General features: G+C 66.2%; 13 protein-coding genes. 7 read left to right on the plus strand and 6 right to left on the minus strand.

Annotation, left to right across the window (positions count from 1 at the left end; all coding sequences use genetic code 11):
• Positions 1-10: 10 nt before the first annotated feature.
• Positions 11-553, minus strand: coding sequence for a hypothetical protein (locus MUN23_RS03125; RefSeq protein ID WP_248762056.1), 543 nt, complete (start codon positions 551-553; stop codon positions 11-13).
• A 245-nt stretch (positions 554-798) separates the two neighbouring features.
• On the opposite strand from MUN23_RS03125, the gene MUN23_RS03130 reads away from it, so the two are divergent.
• A complete protein-coding gene (locus MUN23_RS03130) occupies positions 799-1,350 on the plus strand; it encodes a dihydrofolate reductase family protein (RefSeq protein WP_248762057.1) in 552 nt (183 codons plus the stop codon).
• A 4-nt stretch (positions 1,351-1,354) separates the two neighbouring features.
• On the opposite strand, the gene MUN23_RS03135 is transcribed toward MUN23_RS03130, so the two are convergent.
• Positions 1,355-4,237: a BTAD domain-containing putative transcriptional regulator gene (locus MUN23_RS03135; protein WP_248762058.1), complete on the minus strand. Its 2,883-nt coding sequence runs from the start codon at positions 4,235-4,237 to the stop codon at positions 1,355-1,357.
• A 262-nt stretch (positions 4,238-4,499) separates the two neighbouring features.
• Between MUN23_RS03135 and MUN23_RS03140 the strand changes: the two genes are divergently transcribed.
• On the plus strand, positions 4,500-5,024 hold the full coding sequence (locus tag MUN23_RS03140; RefSeq protein WP_248762059.1) for a hypothetical protein: 525 nt from the start codon (positions 4,500-4,502) through the stop codon (positions 5,022-5,024).
• A gap of 3 nt (positions 5,025-5,027) precedes the next feature.
• Here the strand turns inward: MUN23_RS03140 and MUN23_RS03145 are convergent, their stop codons facing one another.
• On the minus strand, positions 5,028-6,440 hold the full coding sequence (locus MUN23_RS03145; RefSeq protein WP_248762060.1) for a PLP-dependent aminotransferase family protein: 1,413 nt from the start codon (positions 6,438-6,440) through the stop codon (positions 5,028-5,030).
• Between MUN23_RS03145 and MUN23_RS03150 the strand changes: the two genes are divergently transcribed.
• Positions 6,439-7,431 carry a DMT family transporter gene (locus MUN23_RS03150; RefSeq protein ID WP_248762061.1) on the plus strand — a complete coding sequence of 331 codons (993 nt, stop codon included), beginning with the start codon at positions 6,439-6,441 and terminating at the stop codon, positions 7,429-7,431. The two genes, MUN23_RS03145 and MUN23_RS03150, sit on opposite strands and share 2 nt — an antisense overlap.
• 4 nt (positions 7,432-7,435) lie before the next feature.
• Positions 7,436-8,065 carry an FMN-binding negative transcriptional regulator gene (locus MUN23_RS03155; RefSeq protein WP_248762062.1) on the plus strand — a complete coding sequence of 210 codons (630 nt, stop codon included), beginning with the start codon at positions 7,436-7,438 and terminating at the stop codon, positions 8,063-8,065.
• A 32-nt stretch (positions 8,066-8,097) separates the two neighbouring features.
• On the opposite strand, the gene MUN23_RS03160 is transcribed toward MUN23_RS03155, so the two are convergent.
• A complete protein-coding gene (locus MUN23_RS03160) occupies positions 8,098-8,916 on the minus strand; it encodes an SDR family NAD(P)-dependent oxidoreductase (RefSeq protein ID WP_248762064.1) in 819 nt (272 codons plus the stop codon).
• A 139-nt stretch (positions 8,917-9,055) separates the two neighbouring features.
• Between MUN23_RS03160 and MUN23_RS03165 the strand changes: the two genes are divergently transcribed.
• On the plus strand, positions 9,056-9,433 hold the full coding sequence (locus tag MUN23_RS03165) for a TfoX/Sxy family protein (RefSeq protein ID WP_248762066.1): 378 nt from the start codon (positions 9,056-9,058) through the stop codon (positions 9,431-9,433).
• A 94-nt stretch (positions 9,434-9,527) separates the two neighbouring features.
• Here MUN23_RS03165 and MUN23_RS03170 read toward each other — a convergent pair whose 3' ends face one another.
• Both MUN23_RS03170 and MUN23_RS03175 read right to left on the minus strand, forming a co-directional pair.
• Complete coding sequence (locus MUN23_RS03170) at positions 9,528-10,931, minus strand: GntP family permease (protein WP_248762067.1); 1,404 nt, start codon at positions 10,929-10,931, stop codon at positions 9,528-9,530.
• A 94-nt stretch (positions 10,932-11,025) separates the two neighbouring features.
• The gene (locus MUN23_RS03175; protein ID WP_248762068.1) at positions 11,026-11,589 is read right to left on the minus strand and encodes a gluconokinase; all 564 of its coding nucleotides are present in this window, start codon (positions 11,587-11,589) and stop codon (positions 11,026-11,028) included.
• Positions 11,590-11,780: 191 nt separating this feature from the next.
• On the opposite strand from MUN23_RS03175, the gene MUN23_RS03180 reads away from it, so the two are divergent.
• Both MUN23_RS03180 and ctaD read left to right on the plus strand, forming a co-directional pair.
• Positions 11,781-12,515 (plus strand): FadR/GntR family transcriptional regulator, encoded by a 735-nt coding sequence (locus MUN23_RS03180; protein ID WP_248762069.1) that lies wholly within the window; start codon positions 11,781-11,783, stop codon positions 12,513-12,515.
• A 94-nt stretch (positions 12,516-12,609) separates the two neighbouring features.
• Positions 12,610-14,364 (plus strand): cytochrome c oxidase subunit I, encoded by a 1,755-nt coding sequence (gene ctaD / locus MUN23_RS03185; protein WP_248762070.1) that lies wholly within the window; start codon positions 12,610-12,612, stop codon positions 14,362-14,364.
• Positions 14,365-14,369: the final 5 nt, after the last annotated feature.

Genomic DNA, 14,369 nt, shown 5'->3' on the forward strand with positions numbered 1-14,369 from the left:
CGGCCGGTGGCTACGCGGCTTTTTTGCGCTGCTTGGTCTGACCCGGCTGCTTCTTCGCGGTCTGCTGCTGAGCAGGCTGCTGCTGCACCGGATAGCGCTTGACGGGCTGCTGCTGAGTTACCGGGCGGTGCTGTGCGGGGTGTTTCAGTGCGGACTGCTTTGGGGCTTCGGGCTCGGCGGGCTGTGCCGGGGCCTGAGCCTGCGTTGTGGGCTCCTGAACCTGCTCGTCCGCTGGTTCTGCGTCCTGCAGCGTTTCTTCCTGCGCGGCCTCGTACTCGGCGGTCCCGTCCCGTTCCAGCTCAACCAACGCGTACATGCGGCTGCGGCGCCAGCGGCGGACCAGGTCCACACCGGCCAGGATGCCTGCCAGCGGCGTCAGGACAGCTGCGGCATAGACGAACAGCATCCACGTCAGGGTGGCCATCGGGGGCTGGTTGTTGTTCAGCAGGGAGAGCCCGCCGAACATGGCGATGATCCAGAAAAGCAACACCGCCGTCAGCACCGCGGCCGCGGGGAAGTACTGGTTGCGTACGATCTTCTTCAGGGATTCCATGCATTTTCCTCCTGCCTGGCCGGGGTGCGGTGAGAGGCCGCATGAACACCAGTATGCGGCTGCAGGCCCCCGGATTCGCGCAACACGCAGGCGGTGGTGACGAACCTAACTACGGCCCGGTCGAGAGCGGTGATCGGGCCCGTCGAGATCCAGGTTTCGACGGGCTCAACCACCGGTCGGGGCTTCCCTGCTGAGGGCGCAGCCAATAGCGTGGATGCCAACCGCCCCTGACCTTGGAGGACCTCATGCGCAAAGTTACGTCCGGCCTGTTCCACTCCGTTGACGGCGTGGTCTCAGACCCGTTCCTCTGGCAATTCGACAGCTTCGACGACGACCTCGGCAAGGCCCTTACCCGCATGATGGAAAGCGTGGACACCGTGCTGCTTGGCCGGGTGAGCTACCAGGAATGGGCTGGGTACTGGCCCACAGCGTCCGTGGACGAGGACTTCGCCGGCTTCATCAACCCGGTGGAGAAGTTCGTGGCCTCCCGGACGCTGACGGAACCGCTTGAGTGGCAGAACTCCCACCTGATCGAGGGACCGCTGGAGGACTTCGTGGCCGGCCTGAAGGAGCGCGACGGTGGCGAGATCGCCGTCACTGGCAGCATTTCCGTGGTGCGGCAATTGCTGTTCGCCGGGCTGCTGGATGAGCTGACCCTGATCACCCACCCCGTGGTGGCCGGCAGCGGCAGGAAGCTGTTCCAGGACGGCGACCCCGTGACGCGGCTCGGCCTGAAGGATCAGTACCGGACCACGAAGGGCAACGTCGTCAGCACCTACGGGCTGTTGGGCGAATAACGCTCTAAAGAACTTCCTGGACGACTTGAGTCAGAGTCATCGACTGGCCTCGCGCCCAAGAGAGACCGAACGGGATGGGGCCGGCCTGAGATCGGGCGCGGCTGATGATCCCTTCCACTCGACGCTGTTCCGGAGCGCTGAGCACCAGCCCACGGTCTCCACGGTAGGCGTGGACGGCAGCCAGAACTCGGATCGCCCGCTCATGACGGCCCTGCTCAACGTAGACGTCTGCAAGTGATTCAAGGAACGTCGCAATGTTGGTCTCTGCACCAAGCTCGACGACAGAACGTACTGCCTCGTTCAAGAGCCGCTCCGCAGCGTTGACGTCTCCAGCCTGACGGGTGCTGTCGGCCAGATTAACCAGCGCTATGCCAAGCAGCCATCTGTCCCCAAGTGGCCGCGCAAGCTCAAGGCTCCGTTGGCAGGAATCAATTGCCTGTGTGTAGTCGCCGGCATAGAACGAAGCCAGACCAAGGTTGGTGAGGGCAGCCGCCTTGATTCGTGGGCTGGCGTTGGGTGACCGTACGGCCGCTTCCGCAAATTGCTGTCCCGCCCCAAAGTCGTCATCTTGCATGGCCTGAACTGCCAGGCACGACAGGCTCCAGGCGACACCTTCTTCGTTACCGGCGAGTCGGAAGGCTTCCAGAGCTCGCTGATGGAGCCGCTTCGCCATTCCATTACTGCCGGTCATCCAGCAGAAGGTGGCAGTTCCACTGAATGCGGGGCCCTGGAGGTCCAAGCGAACATCCGAAGCCTGCTCAATCAGCCTTAGAGCGATCCCGCACTGCTCCGTCACGTCTTCTGTTAGCTGCCAAAAATGCCAAAGCTGCCCGATAAACCTGAGTGCCAGTTCCGTTGAACCATCCGGACCGGCCGCCCACAGCAACGCCGCTCGGAGGTCGAGGGCATCGGACTGCAACAGCCGGAAGGCTTCCACTTGGTCGTGCCCCCACAACCGGGGGCCGACGGCCTCGGCGAGGCCGAGGTAGTACTCGGCGTGCCGCCGTCGAACCGTCGCAGGGTTGTCGAGCACGCACAGCCGGTCGCGGGCAAACTCGCGGATCGAATCCAGCGTCGACGCCCGGCTTTGTCCTGAGGGATCCGTGTAGCGACGCAGCAGGCTGTGCCGTGCGAGCGCGGTCAGCAGGTCATCCGTCTGTAAGCCTTCGCGCACAGGCTCCGTATCTGCCGGCACCCTACAGATGCTGCTGACCGCCGCCAATGTCGGGTCCGCTGCGAAGACGCCGAGCTGGTCGAAAAGCTCTCGCTCCGCCCCGCCCAGCAGTTCGTAGCTCCACGCGATCGTGGCCGTCAGCGTCCGCTGGCGGGCCGGAAGGTCGCGGAACGCTGCAGGCAACGCGGCGAGGCTAACCTCAAGGTCCTCGAGGAGGGCACCCTCGCTGCGGTGCCGCAACTGCGCGGCCGCCAGCTCGATGGCCAGCGGCAGGCCGTCCAGTCGGTGGCACAGCCGGGTGAGCACGGCCGCGTTGCCATCGTCGACGTCGAAATGCGGACGGACCGCCCGGCCGCGGGCCAGGAGCAGTTTCACGGCCGGAACCTCCCGTAACAGCCGCGGAGGCAGGGGCATCTCGAGCGGTGGCAGGGCCAGTGGCGCGAGCTCATATTCGTACTCTGCGCGCAGCCCGAGGCGTCTCCGGCTGGTGGCTAGGATCAGGAGGTCGGGGGCTGCGGTGAGCATATCCAGCACCACCGGCCAGGCCCCCTCCAGATGCTCGAAGTTGTCCAGGACCAACAGCAGCCGGCGGCTACGCAGGAAGCGGGACGCGACCTTCAACGGATCTTCACCGCCCCAGTCCTCCAGGCCAAGAGCCGCGGCGATGGCGCCTGGAACTTGCTGCACCTGGGTGAGCGGGGCCAGATTAACCCAGCCCACGCCGTCGGCCATCCGCTCACGGAGCCGGGCGGCGGCCGCCAACGCGAGGCGGGTCTTTCCCGTGCCGCCCGGACCGGTGACCGTCAACAGCCGGCAGCCCTCCGAGCGGTACAGGGAGCAGACCTCCCCCAGCTCTGCTTCCCGGCCAACCATCGGCGTAAGTTCGGCCGGCAGGTTGTCCAGCCGTTGCCTGATCCTGCGGTGCCCGTCGGCGGCGGGGGCAGCGAGCGACCCATCCTGCCGCAGCACCAGCGTTTCCAGTTCCTGCAGGCGCGTACCGGGCGCAATACCCAGCTCCTCGACGAAGGTGCTCCGCGCTTCTCTGCACGCAGCCAAAGCATCCGCCTGCCGGTCGGAACGGTACAAGGCGAGCACGAGCGAAGCCCACAGCCGTTCCCGGTATGGATGCCGGGACACCAGCTGCTGCAGCTCCCCCACCAACGTGCCGTGCCGGCCCAGGGCAAGGTCGACGTCGATGAGGTCCTGGTGCGCGTCCAGCCGGGCTTCCTCCAGTGCGTCCAGGTCCGGGCGCAGAAGCTCGACGTCGGCAAGGTCCGGAAAGGCGGCCCCTTTGAAGAGCTCTACAGCCTGGCGCAGAAATTCGGTGCCTCCGGCCAGATCCCCTGCCTGCACCGCCAGTTCACCGGCGGTGACGTGTTCGCGAAACTGCAGCAGGTCGAGCTCGTCCTCGGCGGCTGTCAGCAGGTAGCCGCCCGGCCTGCTGGCCAGCCGTTGGGCAGCAATCCCCTTAGACCGGTCCGGTTGGAGCAGACGTCGCAGGTTGGCGACGTACACCTGCAGCTGCGGGACCGGCTGCGCGGGCGGGCGGCCGTCCCAGACGGCTTCGGCAAGAAAGTCAGTGGAGACCACCGAGTTTGCCCGCAGGGCCAGGCATTCCAGGACGATCCGCAGCTTCCCGCTGCCCACAATGACCGGCGCCCCGTCGGCAACGACTTCCAGCGGGCCCAAGGTCCTGATCCACAGTGCGCCCATCGCCAAGCACCCCTCACCGACCGGCCGCTGGCCCGGACCTGGTCGGCCCGGTACTGCGGAACTCATCGACCAGCGACCCCATTGCGCCCGCCCTGACACGCGATGCGACCTGGAATTCGGGACACATCAACCCCCATCATGCTCCCGCGGCAGGCAGAGGGCCAGTCTTTCGCGTGGACTGCTGCCGAAGCGATTAAGGACCGGTTAAGGCCTTCGCGCCACGGTTGAGTCACCCATCCATGTACGTCCGAAAGGAAATCCCATGAAAACCAGCAGCATTACTCGCGTCCTGGCAGTCTCGGCTCTCGCCGCAGCCGCCTTGGCTCCGGCTCAGCCGGCTCTAGCCGCCGAGGAGCAATTCTTTGACCCGGATGTGGCGTGTCCAGATTTTGTCCTCGGATTTCTGCCAACGGGGGGAATCCTTCACACCAAGGAATTCAAGGACAGGAACGGAAACGTCGTTCGGATACTCACTGCCGGCAAGGGCACCCTCAACACGTACACAAATTATGGACCGGACCCTTTGAATCGGGTCGCAGGCAAGTCTGTTTCCATCCGCACGGACGGATCCGTGACGTCAATCAAGGTCAACCCGGACGATACCCTGACCTACACAACTACGGGGCATTTCGGGCTGATCATGTATCCCAGCGATGTGCCCGCGGGCCCGTCTACCACTCAGTACATCGGAAGGATCGTCTTCGACGTCGATCTGGCTACCGGCGTATTCACGCTGGTTAGCACCAGGGGATCGGCGGTTGACGTCTGCGCCAAACTGGCCAACTGAGGCCTACGCCCCGTTCCGCTCTATCGCCTGGCCGATAATCCGGGCGCCCTCCGGAAAGGCGCCCGGATTCGCCCCCGAGTAGTTGAGCCGGATGAACGGCCCCGCCGGCTCGGCCGGGAACCATTCGTTGCCGCCGGCGATGATCACCCCGGCGGCTTCACAGTCGCGGGTCAGCCGCTCCAGGTCCGTCCCGTCGGGCAGCCGCGCCCACAGGTTCAGGCCGCCCTTGGGCACCTGCTCGATATGAGCCTGCGGGGCGTGCTGGCGCAGGCTGGTGACCAGCAGGTCCCGGCGGGACTCGAGCTGGTGGCGGAGGCTGCGAAGGTGCGTCTGCCACCCGGGCTGCGTGACGACGTCGAGCGCTGCCGCCTGGAGCAGCCCGCTGACGTACATCGATTCGGCTGCCCGGTCCGCCAGGATGCGCTCCCGCGCCGGGCCGCGCGCGATGACCGCGGCGACGCGGATGGACGGTGACACGCTCTTGGTCAGCGAGCGCAGGTAGACCACATGGCCGGAGTCGTCGCGGGAGGCGACGGGCACGGGGTTGGAGGTGATGCCGAAATCGTGCGCCCAGTCGTCCTCCACAAGGAACGCCCCCTTCGCGCGGACCACGTCCAGGACCTGTTCACGCCGTTCGGCAGACCACTGCGCGCCCGTGGGGTTGGCGTAGTTGGGCTGCGCATAGAACAGCCGCGCGCCGGACTCCTCAAAGGCGCGGGCCAGCTCCGCCGGGTCCGGTCCGTCCGGTCCGCTGGGCACCGGGACAACGCGCACGCCGGCCTGCGCTGCGGCCAGGATGGCGCCCCAGTAGGACGGCGATTCCATCAGCAGCGGCTGTCCGCGGCCGGCGAGCGCGCTGAAGATGGAGCTCAGCCCGCTTTGGCTTCCGGGGAGTACGACGACGTCACTCGGGTTCGGCGGAGTGGTCCCGGCCGGCGTGGAGGCACCGAGTTCGTGCGCGAACCACGACTGAAGTTCGGGCATTCCGGCCGCGGGCGGACGGAACAAGGCAGCGTCACCGCGGGCTGCCCGGGCAATAGCGGCCCGCACCAGCCGCTCGGGCAGGAGTTCGCGGTCCGGGTAGCCGGAATGGAAGGAGATGGCATCGTTGGCCACGTTGCGCATGGTGCTGGAGGCCGGGGGCGGGGGCGCCAGCGGGGAACGGAGGGCCGCCGTCTGCCAGCCGTAGTCGGAGGGACGGGCGCTCCGGACGGCGCGCACGAAGGTCCCGACGCCGGGCCGGCTCTCGATCAGTCCCTGTGCCGTGAGCGTCTGCAGCGCCTTCTGCACCGTGACGGGACTGGCCTGGTACTCGGCCACCAGCGACCGCGTGGACGGCAGCTTGGCACCGGGCGCGGCCGAAGAAATCCATTTCTTCAGGTGCGCCACAATCCTGGAACTGCTATCGTTGTTCATGAGAGTCAATAGTAGCGCTACTACGCTTTTACCGCCAGTGATACCGTCCCGCCAGCCCATCGGACTCTGGTGGGGTCTCGCGGGAGTAGCGGCCTTCTCCTTCACGGTTCCTTTCACGAAGGTGGCCGTCGAGTCCCTGTCCCCGCTGTTTATCGGCTCAGGCCGTGCGGTGGTAGCCGCCATCCTCGCCGCCTTCGCGCTCGCCCTCACCCGGCAGCGGCTCCCCCGCGGCACGCAGTGGGTCCGCCTCGCGGTGGTGGCCGGCGGCATCGTCGTCGGGTTTCCCCTGCTTACCTCCTTCGCACTCACCACCACACCGGCCAGTCACGGCGCCGTAGTGATCGCCCTGTTGCCCGCCGCGACGGCAGTGGCTGCAGTTCTTCGGGGGCGCGAGCGTCCACGCCTGGCATTCTGGCTCATCACCGGCGTAGGGGCGTTGGCGGCCATCGCCTTCGCCTCCATGCAGTCCGGCGGATTCGGGCAGCTGCAGTCGGCGGACCTGCTGCTCCTGGGCGCGGTGGTGGCCGCGGCCATCGGCTATGCGGAAGGCGGCCTGCTGGCCCGCGAGCTGGGCTCCTGGCAGACCGTGTCGTGGGCGCTCGTGCTGGCGTCGCCGCTGATGGTGTTCCTGGTGGCCGTGTCCGTGGCGCAGCAGCCGCCGTCGGGTACACCGGTCCAGTGGATGGCCTTTGCGTACCTCGGCGTGGTCAGCATGTTCCTGGGCTTCTTCGCCTGGTACCGCGGCCTTGCCATCGGCCCCATGGCGCAGGTCAGCCAGATCCAGCTTGTCCAGCCCGTGCTGAGCATCTGCTGGGCGGGCCTCCTGCTCGGTGAGTCGCTGACGTGGAGCACCATTGTGGGCGGCCTGGCCGTCATCCTCTGCGCGGGCGCCGCGGTCCGGGTCCGGCTGAAGCCGGCGCCCCCTCAGCCCGCCGTCCGCCAGCCTGCCGAACCTCTCGCGACAAAGCACCTCGAGACCGTAAAGGATTAGTCCCATGTACACGCCAGCCCATTTTGAAGCCGGCCCCGACGCCATCCGGGAACTGCTGACCCGGCCGGGCGCAGCGAACCTGGTCACTACGACGTCAGGAGGCCTGCTCGCCTCGCTGCTGCCGTTCGTCTACGACCCCTCGGTGGGCGAACACGGAGCCCTGCACACGCACGTCGCCAGGAACAACCCCCAGTGGTCCGAACCGGCCATCGGGGAATCACTCATGATCGTCCAGGGCGCGGACGCCTACATTTCGCCGTCCTGGTATGCGTCCAAGGCCGAGCACGGCCGCGTTGTGCCCACGTGGAACTACTCCACGGCGCACGTGTACGGCCAACTCGTGATCCATGACGACCCGGCCTGGCTCGCCGGCCAGGTCAGGCGGCTGACCGACGTCAACGAAGCGGACTTCGAGCACCCGTGGAGCGTCGTTGACGCGCCGGAACGCTACATTTCGGGTCAGCTGCGCGCCATTGTGGGCATCGAACTGGTCATCACCAGGATCGAGGCGAAGACCAAGCTGAGCCAGAACCGGTCCGCGGCGGACGTCGACGGCGTCGTGGCCGGGCTCAGCGCCCGCGGCGCGACGGAAAGCGCCGCCGACGTCGAGCAAGCCCGACCCCGCATCACCTAGTTGGGATGCTGGACCGGACCCCCGAAAACGGCTCAGCGCGCGACGAGCGCCTCGCTGGCCGCCCACAAACCCTGCGCCAGCTCGGCGTCGTAGGCCTGGGCGTTGGCCTTGGCCAGGGCGCGCTTGGCGTAGTAGGCGCCGGAGATCCAGTCGGTGCCGGCGGTGCCGTTGCTGAGCCAGAGGAGGGTGTCGGCGCCCTGGTCCGGGGTGAGCATAAAGCGGTTGAGCAACGTCTTGTAGGCGTGCCGCATGGGGCTGGTGGACTCTGCCGCGAAGTTGGTGCGGACCACGCCCGGGTGGAACGCCGCCGTCGTGATTCCCTGGTCGCCGAAGCGGCGGTGCAGCTCGGACGTGAAGAGGATGTTGGCGAGTTTGGCGGTGCCGTAGGCGCGGTTGGTGGAGTAGGTGTGCTCCGATTTGAGGTCGAAGAGGTCCATTTTGCCGAAGCCGTTGGCCGCGCTGGCGGTGTTGATGACCTTGGCGTTGCTGGCGGTGAGCACGTCCATCAGCTCGGTGGTGAGCAGGAACGGCGCCAGGTGGTTGATCTGGAAGGTGGACTCGTTGCCGTCCACGGTGAGCTGGTGTTTGCCCATGATGCCGCCGGCGTTGTTGGCCAGGACATCGATCCGGTCGTAGTCGTCCCTCAGCTGCGCGGCGAGCGTGCGGACCTGGTCCAGCTCGGCGAAGTCGCTGACGAAGTAGTCGGCGTTGAGTTCCTTGGCGATGGCCTGCGTCTTCTCCTCGGAACGGCCGACGACGACCACCCGGTCGCCTGCCTGCGTCAGCGTCCGCGCGGCTGCCGCGCCAATGCCGTCGCTGGCGCCGGTGATCACAATGGTGCGTTGGGTCAAGGGGTGTCCTTCGGTTGGGTGGAACCTGGGTGGAGAGTGCGGACTCCTGCCAGCCTATCGGTACGGCAATTCTGTCCCCGGCGCACCGGCGGGCATAAGCTGCAGAAGGAATCACACCGCAACCCTGGGAGAGAGCGACATGGAGATGGCCAAAGCGTCCGACGAAGCCAAGGAGGGCTTCCGCTCAGTAGTGCCGGACAGCCCCGAGGTGGTGGTCAAGCCGATGTTCGGCAACCTGGGCGCCTTCGTCAACGGCAACATGTTCGCCGGACTGTTCGGTTCCACGATCGGCGTGAAGCTCTCCGACGCAGACCGGCAGGTGCTCGAAAGCACCGAGCGGACCGTCCCGTTCGGCCCGGCGGAGCGGCCCATGGGCGGATACACCGGGCTGCCGGAGGTGTGGAACGCCGAAGGCGACGGTGACGACGCGCGGGCCAGCGCCTGGGTGGAGAAGGCCTTCGAGTACGTCGCGGGGCTCCCGCCGAAAGCGCCCAAGGCAGCCAAACCCCGCAAGTAGCGGCGCACCAGGAGTACGACGACGGCGGGGCGGCCAGAATTTCCCTGGACACCCCGCCGTCGTACTTCAGTCAGCCGTGGCTGGAGTCAGATCGCTAACCCGCCACGCCGGCGAGCAGGAAGAGGACCGCCGCGATGGCGAAGCCCATGACACCGATGAGGGTTTCCATGACGGTCCAGGTCCGCAGGGTGGTCTTGACGTCCATGCCGAAGAAGCGGCCCACCAGCCAGAAGCCGGAGTCGTTGACGTGGGAGACCACCACGGAGCCGGCAGCCACGGCGATAACCAGGGCGGCGACCTGCATGCCGGTCAGGCCGGCGGTGGCCACGGCCGGGGCGATGAGGCCAGCGGTGGTGGTCAGTGCCACGGTGGCAGAACCCTGGGCGATACGCAGGATGGCGGAGATCAGGAAGCCTGCCAGGATCAGCGGGATGCCCAGGTTGCCCAGGACGTCGGCAAGTGCCGCGCCGATGCCGGAGGCGCGGAGCACGCCGCCGAACATGCCGCCGGCGCCGGTGATCAGGATGACCGAACAGACCGGGCCCAGCGAGGATTCGAGCAGCTTCTCGATAGCGCCGGCGTCCTTGCCGCGGCGGGCGCCCAGGACAAACACGGCCACCAGGACTGCGATCAGCAGGGCCACCGGGGTTTCGCCGATGGTGCGCAGGACCTGGAACCACTGCTCGCCCTTGACTTCTTCAGAGAGTGCTCCGGACGAGGCGAGGGTGTTCAGGCCGGTGTTGATGAAGATCAGGACGAGCGGCAGGAGCAGCAGGCCGATGATGGTGCGGAAGCGCGGCGGGTGGGACTCGGCCTCGGCGCTGGCGTGGCCCAGGATTTCCGGCACCGGCAGGACCAGCTTCTTGCCGGTCCACAGCCCGAACAGGTAGGCGGTGACGTACCAGGTGGGGATGGCGGTGATGAGGCCGGCGATGAGGACCAGGCCAATATTGGCGTCAAAGAAGGCGGCAGCGGAGACCGGGCCCGGGTGCGGCGGCAGGAAGATGTGCATCACGGAGAACGCACCGGCGGCGGGGAGGCCGTAGCGCAGCACTCCCCCGCCCAGGCGGTGGGCCACGGCGAAGACGACGGGCAGCATAACCACCAGGCCGGCGTCGAAGAAGATGGGGAAGCCGAAGATCAGGGAGGCGAGGCCCAGGGCGAAGGGGGCACGCTTTTCGCCGAACACGCCGATCAGGTAGTCGGCCAGCACCTTGGCGCCGCCGCTGGTCTCCACGATGCGGCCGAGCATGGCGCCCAGGCCCACGAGGAGCGCCACGGTGCCCAGGGTGGTCCCGAAGCCGTCGATCAGCACCGGCACCACCTTGTTGGCGGGGATTCCGGTGGCGAATGCGGTCGCGAGGCTGATCACGATCAGTGCCACGAGGGCGTGCATCCGCAGCTTGATGATCAGGAACAGCAACGCGACGATCGCTGCCGCGGCGATGAGCAGCAGGGGGCCTGCGCCCAGCGTCTGGGTCCATCCTTCGATGACCATGGTTCTCCTTTGAAACAGAAACTAATGAAATATTGGGGAAAATTTGACGGGCTCAGCGGCCCGGCCCAGGCGCCCGGCCCAGCAGGCGCTGAGCTCAGCTGGCGCTGGGCTCCAGGCGGGCGATCGGTGCCGAACCCGCGGGAAGCGCGAGGCCAGCCAGCACGGCGGCGACGATCTCCTCCGGGGAGTTGGAGATGTCCAGGCGGCGGCTGCCGGCGGCGAGTTCGTTGCCGGTCAGCGGTTCCAGGGTGGCCAGCTGGCTGGGCAGGAGCGTGGACGGCATGAAGTGGCCTTCGCGGCCCTGCATGCGCTGGCCGATCAGGTCGGCGCCCCCGTCGAGGTGGATGAACAGGACCCGGCCCTGCGCGTCGGCGAGCAGCTGCCGGTAGCTCTGCTTAAGTGCGGAGCAGGTGAGCACTGTGCTCTTCCCGGCAGCGGCATTTGCGGTCATCCAGTCCTGGATTTCCCGCAGCCAGGGCCAGCGGTCCCCGTCCTGCAGGGGAATGCCCTGGGTCATCTTGTCGATGTTGGACTGGGGGTGGAACTCGTCCGCTTCGGCGCAGGCCCAGCCAAGCTGCTGGGAAAGCGCTGCCGCAATGGTGGACTTGCCGGAACCGGCAACGCCCATCACCACCAGGTGCGTGGCTGGATACTGCATGTTTTACCTCCGAAGAAGACGCCGTTGGCTAAATGAAGAAAGCTCATTGCGCATCTCACAGGGAACTGCGCCGGGAGATAAGGTATCACCATTTATGGCCATTGATACTATCTTTTGGTGTCACAAGTCATACCTTTGGGACTTTGTCGGTACCATTGGAGGGCGCACAGGCGCAGAGGAAAGCGGGAAAGATGTCGACGGCGACACCACCAGACGCGGATGACGCGCACGACGGCGGGGCCTCCCCCGCCATGCATGAACGCGTCCTCGAGGCGGTTGGCTCTGCCATCGCGGCAGGGAGCCTTCCTCCGGGCAGCCGGCTGACCCTTGAGGGCCTCCAGCAGGAGTACGGCATCTCCCGCACCGTTGCGCGGGACAGCATGAAGGTCCTGGAGTCCATGAACCTGGTGTATTCGCGCCGGCGGGTGGGCATCGTGGTCCAGGAGCGCAGGCTGTGGAACGTCTTCGATCCCAAGCTGGTGCGCTGGCGCCTGGGCTCAGTCCGGCGCGATATCCAGTACAGCAGCCTCACGGAGCTGCGCATCGCCGTCGAGCCTATTGCGGCCGCAGGTGCTGCCCGCCGGGCGAGCGCCGCGGAACGGGCCAGGCTGGTTGCCCTGGCTGCGGAGCTGCGGCGGCTGGGCGAAGCCGGAGAACTTGAGGCGTTCCTGGCGGTGGACATCGAGTTCCACTGCCTGTTGCTCCAAAGCTGCGGCAATGAGATGTTCACAGCTTTGGAAGGCATGGTGGCCGAGGTGCTCACCAGCCGGACCCAGCAGGGCCTGATGCCCTTCAAACCGCGGAACGAAGCCTTACAGGCCCACGAGGATGCTGCGGCGGCGGTGGCCCGTGGAGACGCGGTGGGGGCGGAGACCGCCGTCCACCACATCCTGGACGAGGTCCGGAACGCGATGGGCCTGCACTGACTCTTTCGGGATGCCGCGTTAGTGAGTAGCCTGCAATTAGGGGCTCATGCAAAGGGCCCATAGCTGTCATGCAGAAGTATCTGTGAGGTGAAAAATGGCCATCACCGGACATTCACGAATAGGGACTGCCTCAACCGCTGCTCCCCCGGTGGTACCCCTGCGTAAAGGCTCCATGGTGGTCGGCTGGCTCACCTCCACCGACCACAAAGTCATCGGGTATATGTACCTGATCGCCTCGTTTGTGTTCTTCCTGATGGCCGGAGTTATGGCCCTGCTGATCCGGGCTGAACTGTTCGAACCGGGCATGCAGGTCCTGCAGACCAAGGAGCAGTACAACCAGCTCTTCACGATGCACGGCACCATGATGCTGCTGATGTTCGCCACACCGCTGTTCGCCGGCTTCACCAACTTCATCATGCCGCTGCAGATCGGTGCCCCCGACGTCGCGTTCCCGCGGCTGAACGCCCTGGCCTTCTGGTTCTTCCTCTTCGGATCCACCATCGCCGTCGCGGGCTTCATCACCCCGCAGGGCGCGGCATCGTTCGGCTGGTTCGCCTACGCGCCACTGAACAACACCACCTTCACCCCCGGCGTGGGCGGTGACCTGTGGGTCTTCGGCCTGGCGCTGTCCGGCTTCGGCACCATCCTGGGTGCGGTCAACTTCATCACCACCATCATCTGCATGCGCGCCCCGGGCCTGACCATGTGGCGGATGCCCATCTTCACCTGGAACGCCCTGGTGACGTCCATCCTGGTGATCATGGCATTCCCGCCGCTCGCCGCGGCACTGTTTGCCCTAGGGGCCGACCGCAAGTTCGGCGCCCACATCTATGATCCGGAGAACGGCGGCGCGGTCCTGTGGCAGCACTTGTTCTGGTTCTTCGGCCACCCCGAGGTGTACATCATTGCGCTGCCGTTCTTCGGCATTGTGTCCGAGATCTTCCCGGTCTTCAGCCGCAAACCGATCTTCGGCTACAAGGGCCTGGTCTACGCCACCATCGCCATCGCCGCGCTGTCCATGACCGTGTGGGCGCACCACATGTACGTGACCGGTTCGGTGCTGCTGCCGTTCTTCGCCTTCATGACCATGCTCATCGCAGTACCTACCGGCGTGAAGTTCTTCAACTGGATCGGCACCATGTGGCGGGGATCCCTGACGTTCGAGGCTCCCATGCTGTGGAGCCTCGGCTTCCTCATCACGTTCCTTTTCGGCGGTCTGACCGGGATCATCCTGGCTTCGCCGCCGCTGGACTTCCACGTATCTGATTCCTACTTCGTGGTGGCGCACTTCCACTACGTGGTGTTCGGCACCGTGGTGTTCGCAATGTTCGCAGGCTTCTACTTCTGGTGGCCAAAATTCACCGGCAGGATGCTCAACGAGCGCCTCGGAAAGATCCACTTCTGGATGCTGTTCCTGGGCTTCCACGGCACGTTCCTGATCCAGCACTGGCTGGGGGTCAAGGGCATGCCCCGCCGCTACGCCGACTACCTGGTGGAGGACAACTTCACGTGGATGAACCAGTTCTCCACCATCTCGTCATACCTTCTGGGCGCCTCGACCATTCCCTTCTTCTGGAACGTCTACATCACGTGGCGCAGCAGGGAGCGCGTTGAGGTGGATGACCCGTGGGGCTTTGGCGCCTCGCTCGAATGGGCCACCTCCTGCCCGCCGCCGCGCCACAACTTCACCTCGTTGCCCCGCATCCGTTCGGAGCGTCCCGCCCTGGACCTTCACCATCCGGAACTCGCACAGCATTTACATGACACCTCCCACAGCCCTGCCGCGGCCGCTCTGGGTGCTGCGGATATCGGCGAAAAGGATGTACGCAATCCGAACCCGGACGAGTGACCGCG

The sequence above is a fragment of the Pseudarthrobacter sp. SSS035 genome, from assembly GCF_023273875.1.
GTDB lineage: Bacteria > Actinomycetota > Actinomycetes > Actinomycetales > Micrococcaceae > Arthrobacter.

Bases quoted from the DNA above. Each gene is read 5' to 3' on its own strand.
- MUN23_RS03140 (WP_248762059.1), top strand. From the start codon at position 4,500: ATGAAAACCAGCAGCATTACTCGCGTCCTGGCAGTCTCGGCTCTCGCC.
- MUN23_RS03125 (WP_248762056.1), bottom strand. From the start codon at position 553: ATGGAATCCCTGAAGAAGATCGTACGCAACCAGTACTTCCCCGCGGCC.
- MUN23_RS03145 (WP_248762060.1), bottom strand. From the start codon at position 6,440: ATGAACAACGATAGCAGTTCCAGGATTGTGGCGCACCTGAAGAAATGG.
- MUN23_RS03130 (WP_248762057.1), top strand. From the start codon at position 799: ATGCGCAAAGTTACGTCCGGCCTGTTCCACTCCGTTGACGGCGTGGTC.
- MUN23_RS03175 (WP_248762068.1), bottom strand. From the start codon at position 11,589: ATGCAGTATCCAGCCACGCACCTGGTGGTGATGGGCGTTGCCGGTTCC.
- MUN23_RS03155 (WP_248762062.1), top strand. From the start codon at position 7,436: ATGTACACGCCAGCCCATTTTGAAGCCGGCCCCGACGCCATCCGGGAA.
- MUN23_RS03170 (WP_248762067.1), bottom strand. From the start codon at position 10,931: ATGGTCATCGAAGGATGGACCCAGACGCTGGGCGCAGGCCCCCTGCTG.
- MUN23_RS03150 (WP_248762061.1), top strand. From the start codon at position 6,439: ATGAGAGTCAATAGTAGCGCTACTACGCTTTTACCGCCAGTGATACCG.
- MUN23_RS03180 (WP_248762069.1), top strand. From the start codon at position 11,781: ATGTCGACGGCGACACCACCAGACGCGGATGACGCGCACGACGGCGGG.
- MUN23_RS03165 (WP_248762066.1), top strand. From the start codon at position 9,056: ATGGAGATGGCCAAAGCGTCCGACGAAGCCAAGGAGGGCTTCCGCTCA.
- MUN23_RS03135 (WP_248762058.1), bottom strand. From the start codon at position 4,237: ATGGGCGCACTGTGGATCAGGACCTTGGGCCCGCTGGAAGTCGTTGCC.
- ctaD (WP_248762070.1), top strand. From the start codon at position 12,610: ATGGCCATCACCGGACATTCACGAATAGGGACTGCCTCAACCGCTGCT.